Origin of the sequence: Haloferax gibbonsii ATCC 33959 (assembly GCF_000336775.1) — an archaeon.
GTDB classification, from domain to species: Archaea; Halobacteriota; Halobacteria; order Halobacteriales; family Haloferacaceae; genus Haloferax; species Haloferax gibbonsii.
Genome location: NZ_AOLJ01000020.1, coordinates 1 through 14,708 on the forward strand (window position 1 = coordinate 1; position 14,708 = coordinate 14,708).

14 protein-coding genes and 2 tRNA genes are annotated in these 14,708 nt (G+C 65.2%); 14 read left to right on the forward strand and 2 right to left on the reverse strand.

Features of this window, described 5'->3' with window-relative positions; genetic code table 11:
- Positions 1-397: 397 nt before the first annotated feature.
- Positions 398-958 carry a TATA-box-binding protein gene (locus C454_RS13735; RefSeq protein ID WP_004041616.1) on the forward strand — a complete coding sequence of 187 codons (561 nt, stop codon included), beginning with the start codon at positions 398-400 and terminating at the stop codon, positions 956-958.
- Positions 959-1,043: 85 nt separating this feature from the next.
- Positions 1,044-1,826 (forward strand): helix-turn-helix transcriptional regulator, encoded by a 783-nt coding sequence (locus C454_RS13740; RefSeq protein WP_231608251.1) that lies wholly within the window; start codon positions 1,044-1,046, stop codon positions 1,824-1,826.
- 175 nt (positions 1,827-2,001) lie between these two features.
- Here C454_RS13740 and C454_RS13745 read toward each other — a convergent pair whose 3' ends face one another.
- The gene (locus C454_RS13745; RefSeq protein WP_004976536.1) at positions 2,002-3,207 is read right to left on the reverse strand and encodes a Cdc6/Cdc18 family protein; all 1,206 of its coding nucleotides are present in this window, start codon (positions 3,205-3,207) and stop codon (positions 2,002-2,004) included.
- A 1,417-nt stretch (positions 3,208-4,624) separates the two neighbouring features.
- Between C454_RS13745 and C454_RS13750 the strand changes: the two genes are divergently transcribed.
- The 4 genes from C454_RS13750 to C454_RS13765 all read left to right on the forward strand — a co-directional run bounded on the left by C454_RS13750 (position 4,625) and on the right by C454_RS13765 (position 7,467).
- A complete protein-coding gene (locus tag C454_RS13750) occupies positions 4,625-5,107 on the forward strand; it encodes a hypothetical protein (protein ID WP_004976537.1) in 483 nt (160 codons plus the stop codon).
- 81 nt (positions 5,108-5,188) lie between these two features.
- The gene (locus C454_RS13755) at positions 5,189-7,231 is read left to right on the forward strand and encodes a DEAD/DEAH box helicase (RefSeq protein ID WP_004976538.1); all 2,043 of its coding nucleotides are present in this window, start codon (positions 5,189-5,191) and stop codon (positions 7,229-7,231) included.
- A gap of 74 nt (positions 7,232-7,305) precedes the next feature.
- Positions 7,306-7,379, forward strand: a tRNA-Tyr gene (locus C454_RS13760).
- A gap of 14 nt (positions 7,380-7,393) precedes the next feature.
- A tRNA-Tyr gene (locus C454_RS13765) sits at positions 7,394-7,467 on the forward strand.
- A 250-nt stretch (positions 7,468-7,717) separates the two neighbouring features.
- On the opposite strand, the gene C454_RS13770 is transcribed toward C454_RS13765, so the two are convergent.
- Complete coding sequence (locus tag C454_RS13770) at positions 7,718-8,083, reverse strand: 2Fe-2S iron-sulfur cluster-binding protein (RefSeq protein ID WP_004976539.1); 366 nt, start codon at positions 8,081-8,083, stop codon at positions 7,718-7,720.
- 147 nt (positions 8,084-8,230) lie between these two features.
- Here C454_RS13770 and C454_RS13775 point away from each other — a divergent pair, with 147 nt between their 5' ends.
- The 8 genes from C454_RS13775 to C454_RS13810 all read left to right on the forward strand — a co-directional run.
- The gene (locus C454_RS13775; protein WP_004976540.1) at positions 8,231-8,509 is read left to right on the forward strand and encodes a hypothetical protein; all 279 of its coding nucleotides are present in this window, start codon (positions 8,231-8,233) and stop codon (positions 8,507-8,509) included.
- Between the two features lie 153 nt (positions 8,510-8,662).
- Positions 8,663-9,046, forward strand: a complete 384-nt coding sequence (locus tag C454_RS13780) for an acyl-CoA thioesterase (protein WP_004976541.1) — start codon at positions 8,663-8,665, stop codon at positions 9,044-9,046.
- A gap of 148 nt (positions 9,047-9,194) precedes the next feature.
- Positions 9,195-9,671, forward strand: a complete 477-nt coding sequence (locus C454_RS13785) for a 6-pyruvoyl trahydropterin synthase family protein (RefSeq protein WP_004976542.1) — start codon at positions 9,195-9,197, stop codon at positions 9,669-9,671.
- Entirely contained in the window at positions 9,671-10,444 is a 774-nt protein-coding gene (locus C454_RS13790; protein WP_004976543.1) for a 7-carboxy-7-deazaguanine synthase QueE, read from the forward strand. The genes C454_RS13785 and C454_RS13790 overlap by 1 nt, the downstream gene beginning before the upstream one ends.
- Positions 10,445-10,515: 71 nt before the next feature.
- Positions 10,516-11,250 carry a 7-cyano-7-deazaguanine synthase QueC gene (queC, locus tag C454_RS13795; RefSeq protein WP_004976544.1) on the forward strand — a complete coding sequence of 245 codons (735 nt, stop codon included), beginning with the start codon at positions 10,516-10,518 and terminating at the stop codon, positions 11,248-11,250.
- 96 nt (positions 11,251-11,346) lie between these two features.
- Positions 11,347-12,099, forward strand: coding sequence for a class I SAM-dependent methyltransferase (locus tag C454_RS13800; RefSeq protein WP_004976545.1), 753 nt, complete (start codon positions 11,347-11,349; stop codon positions 12,097-12,099).
- Between the two features lie 130 nt (positions 12,100-12,229).
- A complete protein-coding gene (locus tag C454_RS13805; RefSeq protein ID WP_004976546.1) occupies positions 12,230-13,111 on the forward strand; it encodes a DMT family transporter in 882 nt (293 codons plus the stop codon).
- A gap of 139 nt (positions 13,112-13,250) precedes the next feature.
- On the forward strand, positions 13,251-14,708 hold a 1,458-nt coding region (locus C454_RS13810; protein WP_004976548.1), incomplete at its 3' end, for a response regulator.

Below are 14,708 nucleotides of genomic sequence, written 5' to 3' on the forward strand. Positions count from 1 at the left end.
GGTGTGTCGTTCGCATTCATCCGAAATGCCTTGGACCACTTAAGGCCGTCGTATCGTGGCGACCCCCGGGAAGGTGTGTCATCCCGGTGAGCGCCTGACGACCTTGGGGTCGGGGCGTTCGGTGGAAGCTTTCGGGGGGAGTGCCCCCGTGCGCTTCTTCGCATTAATCCGAATGCCGGGGATACATTTAACCCCGTTGATTTAGTGGCTCTGTGAGAAAAATAGACACGAGGCGTGCCATAACTTCACGCGCGGTCAGTTGTGACATCAATTAGACTGAGCGAGAAATCAATGTATTAGTTTCGCGTGCGTGCGAGGTGTCGATAGAATCGACCCGTTGAAGTCGGTTTATAACGGGTCGCTTTATAAGGCCGGAGGTACGATTCACGTGCGAGCAATGAGTGGGCCGGCAGACTCCATCGAGATTCAGAACGTAGTCGCATCGACCGGGATCGGTCAGGAGCTCGACCTCGAAGCCCTCGCCGACGACCTCCCCGGTGCAGATTTCAACCCGGACAACTTCCCGGGCCTCGTCTATCGCACCCAGGACCCGAAAGCCGCTGCGCTCATCTTCCGCTCGGGGAAGATCGTGTGCACGGGCGCAAAGAGTATCGACGACGTGCACGACGCACTCGGAATCATCTTCGACAAGCTCCGCGAGCTGAAGATTCCCGTCGATGACGAGCCAGAGATAACCGTCCAGAACATCGTCTCCAGCGCGGACCTCGGACACAACTTGAACCTGAACGCGCTGGCTATCGGACTCGGTCTCGAAGACGTCGAGTACGAACCCGAGCAGTTCCCCGGCCTCGTCTATCGGATGGACGAGCCGAAGGTCGTCATCCTGCTTTTCGGTTCCGGGAAAATCGTCATTACCGGCGGAAAGCGGACCGACGACGCGGAGACCGCGGTCGAAGAGATCGTCGAGCGCATCGACGCGCTCGGACTGCTCGGATAGACGCTCCCGAACTATCGATTTTTCGCCGCGTTACGGACCTGAACACCCGCAAGTGTAAAATACGGAACAGTCTAACGGATGGCACATGAGTGCGCGGGAGGACGTTGCGTTCCTCGTCGGGTCGCAAAGCAGGGAGGCTATTCTCCAAGCGCTGGCAGTCGAGCCGCGTCGGCCAACTGACCTCGCGGACATCTGTGACTGTGCGAGGGAGACGGCACAGCGGACACTGGCAGGGTTCTGTGACCGCGGATGGGTCAAAAAGACCGAGGGTGTCTACCATCTCACCGCGGGCGGCGTGATGGTCCACGACCAGTACGCGGAGTTCATCGGTACGGTCGAGTGCGCCGATAGAATGAGCGAGTTCCTGGCGAACGCCGCGGAAATCTGTGAGGGCGCACCGCCCGGCGTCCTCAGCCAGATGAATATCACCACCGCTGCCGACAACGACCCTCACGCACCGCTCAACAGATACCTGACCATCGTCGGAAACGAGCCGGTCGACCGCTTCCGCGGTGTCACGCCCATCGTGAGTCGGGTGTTCAACGAGTCGGCCAAAGACGTATTGGGCCCGGACACGCGGATGGAACTCGTCGTCGACCGCGACGTCCTCGAACGGTCGATGGACGCCTACCCCGAGTCGTTCGAGCGCGCACAGGACCTCGACCAGTTCGAACTCCGAGTCACCGACGAAGACCTCGACTTCGGCCTCCTACTAGTCGACGGCCACGGAGTCGTCTCTGCCTACGACGAACACGGTAACCTGACGTCCCTCGTCGACGGTGACGCCCCGGAGGTCGTCTCGTGGGTCGAGAGCCTGTACGAATCCGTCTGTTCGACATCAATCCCGCTCGAACAACTGGAATCGTGACTCGCCCTCGACAACCGATGGTGTGACCGGTCCGGTCACACGTGATAATTCCAATCACATACTACTGCAATAAAATATAAGAGGTCGCTCGACAGAGGTGTACTTGCAGCGGTGCAGCGTCCCCCACTAGGCGATTCGGCCCTTACGTGCTTTCGGTCGGTCCCCTGATTCCCCGTCAGGTGTCCGCGTTCTCGGTGAGAACGTCTTTCACTACGTCCGGGTCTTCGAGCAGTTGGTGCTTGGTGTAGCTTCCTTCCGCACTTCCGCCGCTGTGTTTCGACTGTTCGATGATATCGAGAAAGGCGTGTTCTTTCAGCAGGTCGCGGACCCGCCGAAGCGACAGGCTATCGGAACCTTGCTGCCGACAGATGTTCTCGTAAACCTCGTAGACGCGACTCGTCCGGAAGCCGTCCTGCTGTTGGTTCGAAAGCGAGAGGATCGCCAGCGCTTGTAACACGTAGCGAGAGTGCGGCGTCGACCCGCGAATCAACTCGCGGAAGCGGTCGGTCTCCGCGCGCTGTCGCGCCTGCGTGACGAAGTTCTCTCTGACCGTGCTCGCCCCCATAGATTGGGCAATCTCACCCGCGTATCGCAGGATGTCGATAGCCTTCCGCGCGTCCCCGTGCTCGCGGGCGGCGAGCGCCGCGGCCCGTGGAATCGTCGACGGGTCCAACACGCCGTCGCGGAACGCGTCGCTCCGCGCGTCCATGATGTCGCGAAGTTGGTTCGCATCGTACGGCGGGAAGACGAATTCGCGCTCGCAGAGGCTGGATTTCACCCGCTCGTCCATCCGGTCTTTGTACTGGATCTTGTTGCTGATTCCGATGACGCCGAGCTTACAGCCGGCGATTTTGCCGGCCTCTCCCGCCCGCGAGAGCTGCATGAGGATGTCGTCGTCGCTCAGTTTGTCGATTTCGTCGAGGATGATGAGGACGACGTCGTACAGCGAATCGAGGATGCGCCACAGTCGTTTGTAGTACGTCGACGTCGAGAGTCCCTTGTCGGGGACTTTGATTCCGGTAATCGCGGTGTCGTTGACGCTGTCGGCGATAGTCTGGACGGCCTGCGTCTCGGTCGTGTCCTGCGCGCAATCAACATAGGCGAACGTCGCTTTCACTCCCTCTTCTTCGGCCGTCTCGACGAGTCGCTGGGAGACGTACTTCGCACAGAGCGATTTCCCCGTCCCCGTCTTCCCGTAGATAAGGACGTTGCTCGGGCTCTGTCCGAAGATGGCGGGGTTCACCGCGGTCGCGAGATCCGAGATCTCGTCGTCGCGACCGACGATGCGACCCTCCCCCGGGAGGTGGTTTATCTCCAACAACTCCTTGTTGGCGAAGATGGGGTCCTCCCGGGTGAAGAGGTCGTCGCTGGCGTTAGGCATGTTCGCAACACACCACGTTTCCGGTGAAAGGACTTACCATTCGACCCAGCACACACACACCACGTTTCCGGTGAACGACCACGAACCCCGGTTTCCCGTCCACACGAAACGCAGGTATTGATTCACCGGAAACACGGTGTGAGGGAGTCTACCTGACCCGGCGAGGGTCGAGGAATCTCGGCTCGTCTCTCGTCCAGTGACGAGGACGAAAACGAAGGCGAGCCCCGAGAGTCCGGCAATATCGGTGGTAGCTACCCTGAACGTGCTCGTTGTCGCCGTGACAGAACTCAATGAACGTCGCCCGCGGTAACCGTCGATACGACCGGTAGAACAGGTTCTCAGAGACCCGCGAGCTCCGATAGGAGCGGTTAGAACACCGAGAACACGCGTCTCAGGACGTTTCGTTCCGGTCGACTAATACTCGAGTTTCGAGTATAGTCGTGTTTGCGAGTGTATCAATGGTCGGTAACACAAATAAACTATTTAACTATTGTTATACGTGGGCTCCTCTACCACCGACACGGAGAAAGTGGTCAGTTGACCGGCGGAAGTTGACACAGTCCAGTCGCTCACCGGAAACGCGGTGTCTCACACCGTTCCGGAGGGTCGAGCCGATATAGATGGTATAGCGTCTCTCGCGCCGTATTTCACCGGAAACGTGGTGTGCTGGTAATAAGTGGACCGATTCAGTTCAGGCCGAAAACCACGGAGAAGGAACGGGCGTCACCTGCCGCTGTTCGGCGCGCTCCCTACCGAGAGACGCTCGGGCCAGTTCATCGGAAACGTGGTGTGCGCGTGACTCCGTTCCCGTAGCTCACCAGCGAGTCGACACCTATTCCGACGTGATTACTGCCTCCCTCCACCGCGTCGTATTTCACCGGAAACGTGGTGTCTGTCAGCGCTGCTACGTTCTCCGCTCGGTCGGTTGGCAGCGGCTGACTCGGGAATCGGCTGACTTCGAAGCGGGACCACCGCTGCAACGGCTGCTGATGCGACGTTCAGCCGATGCGGCGTTCGGACGACGCGACGGTCAGCCATCGGTCTCGACCGGCGGTCCCAACACTCGCGGTTCGAGGTATCCTCGCCGTCGAGGTCGGATTTCAGCCTCGTATATTTCGACCAATTCACCGGAAACGTGGTGTCTCTGACCGTCTCACGCGGAGTTGCGATTCACCGGAAGCGAGGTGTGGTACTTCCCGCGGGAACGGGTCGGTAACTGACCGGTGCCGACCGACTGCAGTCGCCGACTTTTGTCGAGGTCTACGACTCGCGTTTCGTCCTCTCGTTCACCGGAAACGAGGTGTGCATGCGACTCACGCGCACCCCCGCTCGTCCGCGCTCGGAACGTTCTCCCGCGACGGACTGTGTCGATAGCGTGGCGTCAATGCAATTACCCAGGGGAACGAACCGATACCGTATGCGTGCGCTCAGTCGCGTGTGGGTGCGCCTCAGCGAAGCCGTGTCGGGCCGAGGGAACGACCGAGAGTGGTCCCTCGAACGCTCCCGCTCGACGGAGACGCGGTGGTCTCGTTCGGGAGAGCGAGTCGACTGCTTCCGGTTCGACGACGGTTACGTGACCACCGTCCACTACGAAGACCGCGGGGTCACGTGGCAGTTGACCCCCGGACAGGTCCCGCTCGCGAGCGCGCTCGCGATGGCGAAACTGTACCTCGAACACGAACTGACTCCGCAGACCGACCCCGAGGGACGTCCGTTCGTCGGCCTCACCGAACGCGGTCCGGTTCAGGTGTTCGAAGAGATTCCGCCCGAACCGGTCGAATACGTCTACCTCGACGGCGTCCGGACGCTCGAGGAGTTCCCGGAGTTCCTCACCGTCAGCGACGACTTCAGGTCCGTGTTCGACCGGATGGCACCGGCGCAGTCGAGTACGTCCCGATAGTCGAAACCGCCTCGTTCTCGATAGTGCGAGTCGCTCTCGGTGTCGCAAGCCGTTTCCCCGTCGCGGCCGTACCCGCCTTCGATGACTGCCGAGGACGGGGACCCGAGTCCTCCCGACGGAGACGCCGAGACCGACGAGGCCGACGCCTCCGCAGACGTGCTCGACCGACTGGCAGACGCGACCGACGCGTCGCCACCCGCCGCCGAGGGGGCGAGCGAGGGCGACGACGGCGTCTCGCTCGCGTCGTTCTACGAGGCGCTCGAATCAGAGGGCCGACCCGTCGTGACCGCCCAGCAGGTCGCGCGGCGTCTCGGCGTCTCGCAGGCGGACGCGATGGACGGACTCGACGCGCTCGCCGACGCCGGTCGGGTCCAGCGGGTGAACGTCGAGACCGACCCGACCGTCTGGTATCCGACCGAGTGGGGCGAACTCGCCTCGCGGGAGCGGGTCGTCCTCTTCCCGAAGCGTCGCGAAATCGTCGTCGACAACCCGACCCAGTACACGCGAGCGCGACTCTCACAGTTCGCGCACCTCGTCGATACCACCGGCGACCGCGAGGGAAGAGGCCGAGGCTACCTCTATCGAATCCGGCAGGAAGACGTGTGGCAAGCGCCCTTCGACGACGTCGACTCGCTCCTCTCGATGCTCCGGTCGGTCCTCCCCGAGCGGTCGCCGCACCTCGAAGCGTGGGTCGAAGACCAGTGGAAGCGCGCCCACCAGTTCCGCCTCTACTCCCACGAGGAGGGGTACACCGTCCTCGAAGCGGCCACGGAGAGCCTCATGGGCAACGTCGCCCTCCAAAAACTCGACGACGACCACGTCTACGCGCCCATCTCGGACACGGAGGCGTGGGTCAGAGACGAGGAAATCGCGGCGATAAAGCGCATCCTCTACGATTCGGGGTACCCCGTCGAGGACGACCGCGACCTCGAAGAGGGCGAGGAACTCGACGTCTCGCTTCACGTCGACCTCCGCGACTACCAGCGAGACTGGGTCGACCGATTCGTCGACCAGCGCGCTGGCGTCCTCGTGGGTCCGCCCGGTGCGGGGAAGACCATCGCTGGTATCGGCGCGCTCGCCGCGGTCGGCGGCGAGACGCTCGTTCTCGTCCCGAGCCGCGAACTCGCCCGCCAGTGGCGCGAGGAACTCCTCTCGACGACCGACCTCGACGCCGACCAAATCGGCGAGTACCACGGCGGCGCGAAGGAGATTCGACCCGTCACCATCGCGACCTACCAGACCGCCGGGATGGACCGCCACCGCTCGCTTTTCGACTCGCGTCGCTGGGGGCTCATCATCTACGACGAGGCCCACCACATCCCCAGTCGCGTCTTCCAGCGGAGCGCCGACCTCCAGTCTAAGCACCGTCTCGGACTGTCGGCGACGCCCATCCGCGAGGACGACAAGGAGGCCGAGATTTTCACGCTCATCGGTCCGCCTATCGGGACCGACTGGGGGAAGCTCTTCGACGCCGGCTACGTTCAGGAGCCGGAAGTCGAGATTCGCTACGTGGGCTGGGGCGACGACATGGCCAGAAACGAGTGGGCCTCCAGCGACGGCCGCGAGCGGCACATGCTCGCGGCGATGAACCCCGGGAAGATATTCGAGATTCGTCGGCTCCGCGCCCGCCACGCCGACTCGAAGACGCTCGTCTTCGTCGACTATCTCGACCAGGGCGAGGCGATTTCAGAGGCGCTCGACGTCCCCTTCGTCAGCGGCGAGACCCGTCACCACCGCCGCGAGGCGTACTTCGAGGCGTTCCGAGACGGAGACCTCGACACGCTCGTCATCTCCCGCATCGGCGACGAGGGTATCGACCTCCCGAACGCCGGGCTCGCAATCGTCGCCTCCGGCCTCGGCGGCTCTCGTCGGCAGGGCTCCCAGCGCGCCGGTCGAACCATGCGTCCGACGGGGAGCGCGCTCGTCTACGTGCTCGCCACCCGCGGGACCAGCGAGGAGGACTTCGCCCAGCGCCAGATGCAACACCTCGCCGGAAAGGGGATTCGCGTCCGCGAGACGAGTTCTGACGACCTCGACACCGAGGCGAGTGACGGTGACCCCGACTCAGATGGCGAGGAGTCAGCGTCTGCGGACGGTTCGGAGTCGGCGATGTCCGACGAGTAACCGCGCCGTCGTCGGGCGCTTGGCCGCCCGGAATGAGAATTCTTAAGTCTAACCGTAGATTGAGATTCTCTTGACCGCTCTTAGCTCAGCCTGGCAGAGCAGCCGACTGTAGATCGGCTTGTCCCCCGTTCAAATCGGGGAGAGCGGATTTTGCTTGCAANACCGCTCTTAGCTCAGCCTGGCAGAGCAGCCGACTGTAGATCGGCTTGTCCCCCGTTCAAATCGGGGAGAGCGGATTTTGCTTGCAAAATCCGGTCGAGCCGGTTTGAGCAGGTCAGTCGCAGCGCGTGAACGAAGTGAACGCGTCGTCTGACTGGGTTCAAATCGGGGAGAGCGGACTGAACTTCAACACCCGCGAGCGCAGCGAGCGGTGTTGCATGTGACGGACTCCTCGACACGATTTGAGCAGCGAGCAACGCGAAGCGCTGCGAGTGAGTTCAAATCGGGGTTCGACTTATCAGCTTCAAATCGGGGATATACCGTCTGTCACTCCCGCCCACCCCACACCGTCTTCTCGACCAACTCGACGGTCATCGACTCGTCGACGCGAATCTGACAGGAGAGGCGCGGGTAGCCGAACCGCGCCGCGAGGTCGTCGTGCCAGTGGTGGGCTGTCGGTTCGCCCGAACGAATCCGGACGCCGCACGTGGCACAGAGGCCGCGTCCGCCGCAGTTCGCACGCTTCGTGAGCCGCGCGTACGGCGAGATGCCGGCCTCAAGCAGCGCGTCGCGGAGGACGGTCCCGCGTTCGACGCTGAGGTCGGTAACGCGCTTGCCGTCGGTGTCGCGGACGCGGACCGTGACGGTCGGACCGGCCGGGTCGCGCTCGGGTCGAGACTCGGGGTCGTCCATCAGCCGGTCGTTAGGCCCGACTCGATATGGCTGTACCCCTGCTGGTCACCCTCCGAGTCGTGGCTCTCTCGTCGTCTATGTAGACTCCATACCCGAAGATATCAGTATTATAACGGCTTATGCCGGGCGGATTCGTAGGTGAGCGTGATGGTGACCCTCGCGTCCGCGCCGGTGTTGGTGAACGTCCGCGTCGAGATGAACGACCACGAGACGATGACGGTCGAACTGCACGAGACGAACGAAACGCGCCACCTCGTGGCCTACGAGTCAGAGCGCATCCGCGACACCCTGGCGTCCCTCTCCGAGGGCGCTCGCGTTCCGGTCGAGATGGTCCGCGCCGGCTCGCGCTCGAACGTCTGGAAGGCCGTCGCACTCCACGGTCGACGGCCCGCTCCGGCGGACCAGTCCGCTCGGACGGCGAACTGAGGCGTCTGCGGTCCGTCTTCCTCCCCTCACTCGCCCCGCTGTCTTCTTCACTCGTCTCTCTCCTCTCACCCGTCCCCTCGTCCGCTTTCGTTCACCGGGTCCGCCGGAGACAAACCGTCGGTGCTATACTTCTCGCCTGTGTCGCGCACCGCAATGAGCTTCGTCGCCGAGGTGGAAGTCCGGTTCCACGACCACGACTCGTTCGGACACGTGAACAACGCCGTCTACGCGACCTACTGCGAGCAGGCCCGCGTCCGCTTCTTCGAGGAGGTCATGGACACGCCGCTTTCGGATCCGCACATCGTCGTCGCGCACCTCGAACTCGACTACCGCGCGCCCATCGAGGGCGTCGGTACCGTCGAGGTGGAAGTCGAGGCCGGCGACCCCGGCGGCAAGAGCTTCCCCATCTACTACACGCTCTCCTACGAGGGCGAGGTCGTCGCCACCGGGGAGACGGTCCAGGTCGCCATGGACGGCGAGGGCCGCCCGACCCGCGTCCCCGACCAGTGGCGCGAGGCAATCGCGAACCAACCGTAGCTCGACCGCGTCCACTCAGCTCGTCTTCGGGCGGTCATCTACCGTCGGCATGGTTCCTTTTCCGGGTGGTCCGCGGCTCGTGAGTCGCTGAATTCGACCCACAGAGCCGAGACAGGAGAATTAAATACTCTCGTGATAATCCTCGGATATGCCTCGGGGAACACTAGAGCACGCACGGTCGGCGGAAGCCGACGACGAGACCCCGCTGTCCCGAGCAGGCGAGCGCGTCCTCCACATCGGTCGCGACCGGCCCATCCGCATCAGCGCCGGCCACCGCCTCCTCCACCACGACGGCAAGTGTAGCCGCCCGCACGGGCACAACTACGAGATTTCGGTTCGCGTCGTCGGCGACCTCACGGACGAGGGCTGGGTCGTCGACAAGGGCGTCGTGACCGACGTCATCGACGAGTGGGACCACCGCTTCCTCGTCGAGTCCGGCGACCCGCTCGTCGAGGCGTTCGAGCGCTCCGGCGACGCCGACGGGACGGTCGTCCTCGACGCGCCGCCGACGGCGGAGATGATGGCCGTCGTGCTCGAAGAGAAGCTTCTGTCTGTGCTTCCCGACAACGTCTCCGAGGTCTCGGTCTCGGTCAGCGAAACCTCGGAACTCTGCGCCGGCTTCTGATGCCCGTCTCCGACACCGTCGCCCGCGACGACACCGACGCCGAGGGCGACCGCCTCCCGATAAACGAGCTGTTCGCGTCGTTACAGGGCGAAGGCAAACTCGCCGGCGTTCCGAGCACGTTCGTCCGCACCAGCGGCTGTAACCTCCGCTGTTGGTTCTGCGACTCGTTTCACACCTCGTGGGAGCCGACTCACGCGTGGATGAGCCTCGACGAAATCGTCGCCGAGGTCGAGTCGCGCTCTCCCGAGCACGTGGTCGTCACCGGCGGCGAACCGCTCGTCCACGACGAGACCGACGCGCTCCTGTCGGCGCTCGCCGACGACTACCACCTGACCGTCGAGACGAACGGGACGCTCGAAACCGACGCGCCGGTCGACCTGGCGAGCATCAGCCCGAAACTCGCGTCGTCGACGCCGACGCCCGACAACGCCCCGGCCGACGTGGACCCCGGCGTCTGGACCGAGCGACACGAGAACGCCCGCGTCGACCTCGACGCGCTCGCCTCGCTGGTCGAACACGCGGCGGACTTCCAACTGAAGTTCGTCGTCACCGGCCGCGACGACATCGACGAAATCGAGTCGCTCGTCGCCGACGTGCGCGGCGTTGCGGCCCGCGAAGTCCGCGACAGCGACGTGTTGCTCATGCCCGAAGGACAGACCCGCGAGCAACTCGCTCGGACCCGGACCGAGGTCGCCGACCTCGCCGCGGCGTTCGGCTACCGCTACACGCCGAGACTCCACGTCGACCTCTGGAACGACGCGCCCGAGACCTGAGAACCTCCGAAAACACTCCGAACGCACCTCGAACACACTCCGAACGAACCCCGAATCATTCCACGACAACGATGACTACCGATACCGATACAGACACCACGTCCGACGAGAAACGCGCCGTCGTCCTCCTCTCCGGCGGCATGGACAGCGCGACGACCGCCTACGAGGCGAAGGAACGCGGCTACGAACTCTACGCGCTCCACACCTCCTACGGCCAGAAGACCGAGTCGAAGGAGTTCGACTGCGCCCGCGCGCTCGCCGACGAACTCGACGCCCGCGACTTCCTCCACATCGAGACGAGCCACCTGAAGCAAATCGGCGCGTCGTCGCTCACGGACGACTCGATGGCCGTCGCCGACGCCGACATGGACGCCGACGAGATTCCGACCTCGTACGTCCCCTTCCGCAACGCCAACCTCCTGTCGATGGCCGTCTCGTACGCCGAGGCGAACGACTGCGACGCCGTCTTCGTCGGCGCGCACTCCGAGGACTACTCGGGCTACCCCGACTGCCGCCCCGAGTTCTTCGACGCCTTCGAGGCCATGGTCGACGTCGGCACGAAGCCCGACACGACCATCTCGCTGGAAGTTCCCTTCGTCCACGACTCGAAGACCGACATCGCCCGCCGCGGCCTCGAACTCGGCGTCCCCTTCGAGCACACGTGGTCCTGCTACCGCGCCGAGGAGCCGGCCTGCGGCACCTGCGACTCCTGTGCGTTCCGCCTGCAGGCGTTCCAGAACCTCGGCGAGCGCGACCCCATCCCGTACGCCGAGCGCCCGGAGTACGTGGACGCGGACGCGGCGTAGCGTCGCCCCGTGCGCCGCCGACGGGAATAGACTCCGCCCGCCGTTCGACCTGTCTCCCCGTTCCCCTTTTTCACCGCCCTCCGCGAACCTCGCCTCATGAGCGACGAGAAACGCCGAACCGCCGCCCAGTTCGGGAGCGCCGCCGAGTCGTACTTCGACAGCGAGGTCCACCGCCTCGGCGAGGACCGCGAGACGCTCGCGTCGTGGTGCCGCGGCGCGACCCGCGCGCTCGACGTGGCGACCGGGGCAGGTCACACCGCGGGCGCGATAGCCGAGGCCGGCGTTCCCTCGGTCGTCGCGGCCGACGCCGCTCCGGAGATGGTCGCCACCGCGGTCCGCGAGTACCCCGTCACGGGCGTCGTCGCCGACGCGGAGCGCCTTCCCTTCGCGGACGATTCCTTCGACGCGGCCGCCTGCCGAATCGCCGCGCACCACTTCCCCGACCCCGAGTCGTTCGTCGCGGAGGTCGCGCGCGTCCTCGAACCCGGCGGCGTCCTCGCCTTCGAGGACAACGTCGCGCCCGAGGACGCGACTCTCGCCGAGTTCCTCAACGGCGTCGAGGTGCTCCGCGACCCGACCCACGTCGAACTCCACCCGGTTTCGCGGTGGCGCGAGTGGCTCGAGGCCGCGGGCCTGTCGGTCGAAGCGGTCGAGACCGCAGCGATACGCCTCGAGTTCGACCCGTGGACCGAGCGGACGAACGTCTCGCCCGACGACCGGGCCGAACTCGAACGCCGCTTCCGCGAGGCGCCCGACGAGGCGAAAGCGCTGTTCGACGTGGTGTTCGACGGCGACGAGGTCGTCTCGTTCGCCAACCCGAAGGCGCTGATTCGAGCCCGGAAGGAGTAGCGCTGTCGGGGAAAACCCGTCCCCGTTCCCGTCCCCGCTTCCCGACCCGTTCCTGTCCCCGCTTCTCGCCGGCCGGCTGCGACTCACCGAGACCCACAAACGGTAAGCGGACCCCCCGCGACGTGGGGGTGTGTCAACGCCCGACTCCGACGCTCCCATCTCGCCGCTCGCGGGCCTCGGCATCGCCGTCCTCGCGGTCAGCACGAGCGCCATCCTCGTGCGCTGGAGCGCCGCGCCGAGCCTGATAAAGGCCTTTTATCGGGTCCTGTTCACCGTGGCTCTTCTCGCGCCGGTCGCGCTCGTCCGCCACCGCGACGCGCTGGCGACCATCTCGGGGCGCGACCTCCTCGCGGCCGGGGGCGCGGGCGTCGCGCTCGCGGCCCACTTCGCGTCGTGGTTCGAGAGCCTCAACCACACGACGGTCGCCGCGAGCGTCACGCTCGTACAGTCCCAACCGCTGTTCGTCGCCGTCGGCGCGTGGGCCGTCCTCGACGAGCGCGTGAGCCGCCGCACCGCCGTCGGCATCGGCGTCGCGCTCGCGGGCATGGTGCTCATGTCGGTCTCCGACTTCCTCACCGCCAGCGGCGCGCCGCGCCCGCTTCTCGGAAACGGGCTCGCGGTCGTGGGTGCCGTGACGGCCGCCGCCTACGTCCTCACGGGCCGGAGCGTCCGAAGCAGGGTCTCGCTCGTCCCCTACGTGGTCGTCGTCTACACGGTCTGTGCCGCCGCGCTCCTCGTCGTCGCGGTCGGCCGCGGCGACCCGCTTACCGGCTATCCGGCCCGCGAGTGGCTCCTGTTTCTCGGGATGGCGGTCGGCCCGGGTATCTTCGGACACACCGTCATCAACTGGGCGCTCGCCCACCTCGAATCGAGCGTCGTCTCCGTCTCTCTTCTCGGCGAGCCCGTCGGCAGTACGATTCTCGCGCTCTTTCTCCTCGGTGAGATTCCCACGCTCCCGACCGTCCTCGGCGGAGCGGTCGTCCTCGGCGGTATCTACGTCAGCGCGTCCTGACCTGTCCCGCCACGAGGGGGCTGTCCAGCCTCCGAATGGCCGTCCGGCGAAGCGCCTGTTCGTCTCTCGCCCCCGAGTTAGTTATCGGCGCTGATAACCGCGTCACAACGCTCATTACGGTGAGCGGTCGCTACTCCGTATGGACGACGGGTCGGGGGCAGACGTACGTGTCCTCCACGTCGACGACGAACCCAGTCTGACGGACCTCGTGTCGATTTACCTCGAACGCGAGGCCGGCGACGTCGACCTGTCGGTCTCGACGTCGAACTCGGGGGCGGACGCCCTCGAACGACTCCGACAGGAACAGGTCGATTGCGTCGTGTCGGACTACGACATGCCCGATATCGACGGGCTGGAGTTCCTCCGCGCGGTCCGTTCCGAACACCCCGACCTCCCTTTCATTCTCTTTACCGGCAAAGGCTCCGAGGAGGTCGCCCGCGACGCCTTCCGCGTCGGCGCGACCGACTACATGCAGAAAGACACCGGCACGGACCAGTACACGGTCCTCGCCAACCGGGTCGTCAACGCCGTCTCGCAGTACCGCGCGAAGGCGGCCTCCGAGCGGTACGGCACCGCCATCGAGGTGCTCGACAGCGGCGTCTACTCGCTCGATTCGTCGGGTCGCTTCACCTCCGCCGACGGCGTCTTCTGCGAGCTCACCGGCTACGACCGGGAAGCAATTATCGGCCGCGAGTTCGCCGACCTCGCCGCCGAGTCCGACGACGAGATTCGCGCGGCCTTCGAGCGGGTCGTCGCCCCTGACGCTCCCGACACGGAACGCTTCGAGACGGTGCTCTCGCCCGGTCCCGCGTATCCGCACGACGACGACCTCCTGTGCGAGGGTCACCTCGCGCTCCGTCCCACCGAGGACGACGAGCCCGCCGTCATCGGCACGCTACAGGACGTGACCGAGCGCCGCCGCCGCCGGAACCGCCTGCGCTACGAGACGCGCCTGAAAGACGCCGTCTTGGACACGTCCACGTCGCTGATGAGCGCCGAGACCGACGAAATCGGCACGAAAATCGAGTGGACGCTCCAGTCCGTCGGCGAGGTGGCCGACCTCGACCGCTGTTCGGTCTACCTCTACGACGACGAGACGAACGTCGCCGCGCTGATGCACGACTGGCGCGGCGGCGACCCGCGCGAGCATCCCGCGCGCGTCGCCCTCGAAGACGCTCGCTGGCTGGTCGAACGGCTCCATCGCTTCGAAAACGTTCGGCTCCACCGAGTCTCGGACCTCCCGCCCGAGGCGTCGGACACGAAGCGCGTGCTCACCGACGCCGAGACCGGCGGCTTCGTCGCCGTCCCGATGGTCTCGAAGTGGGCGCTCGTCGGCTTCGTCGTCTTCGACGTGGTCGAGACGAGTCGGTCGTGGACCGACACCGAGGTCGACCTCCTGCGGTCGGTCGCGAACAACGTCACCCACACGCTGGCCCGCCAGCGACGCGAGCGCGAACTCCAGCGGCAGAACGACCGCCTCGAGGAGTTCGCGTCGGTCGTCTCCCACGACCTCCGAAACCCCCTCAACGTCGCCAAGGGGTTCGTCGAACTCGCCCGCGAGGAGGACGACGTGGCCTACCTCGACCGCGCGCTCGAC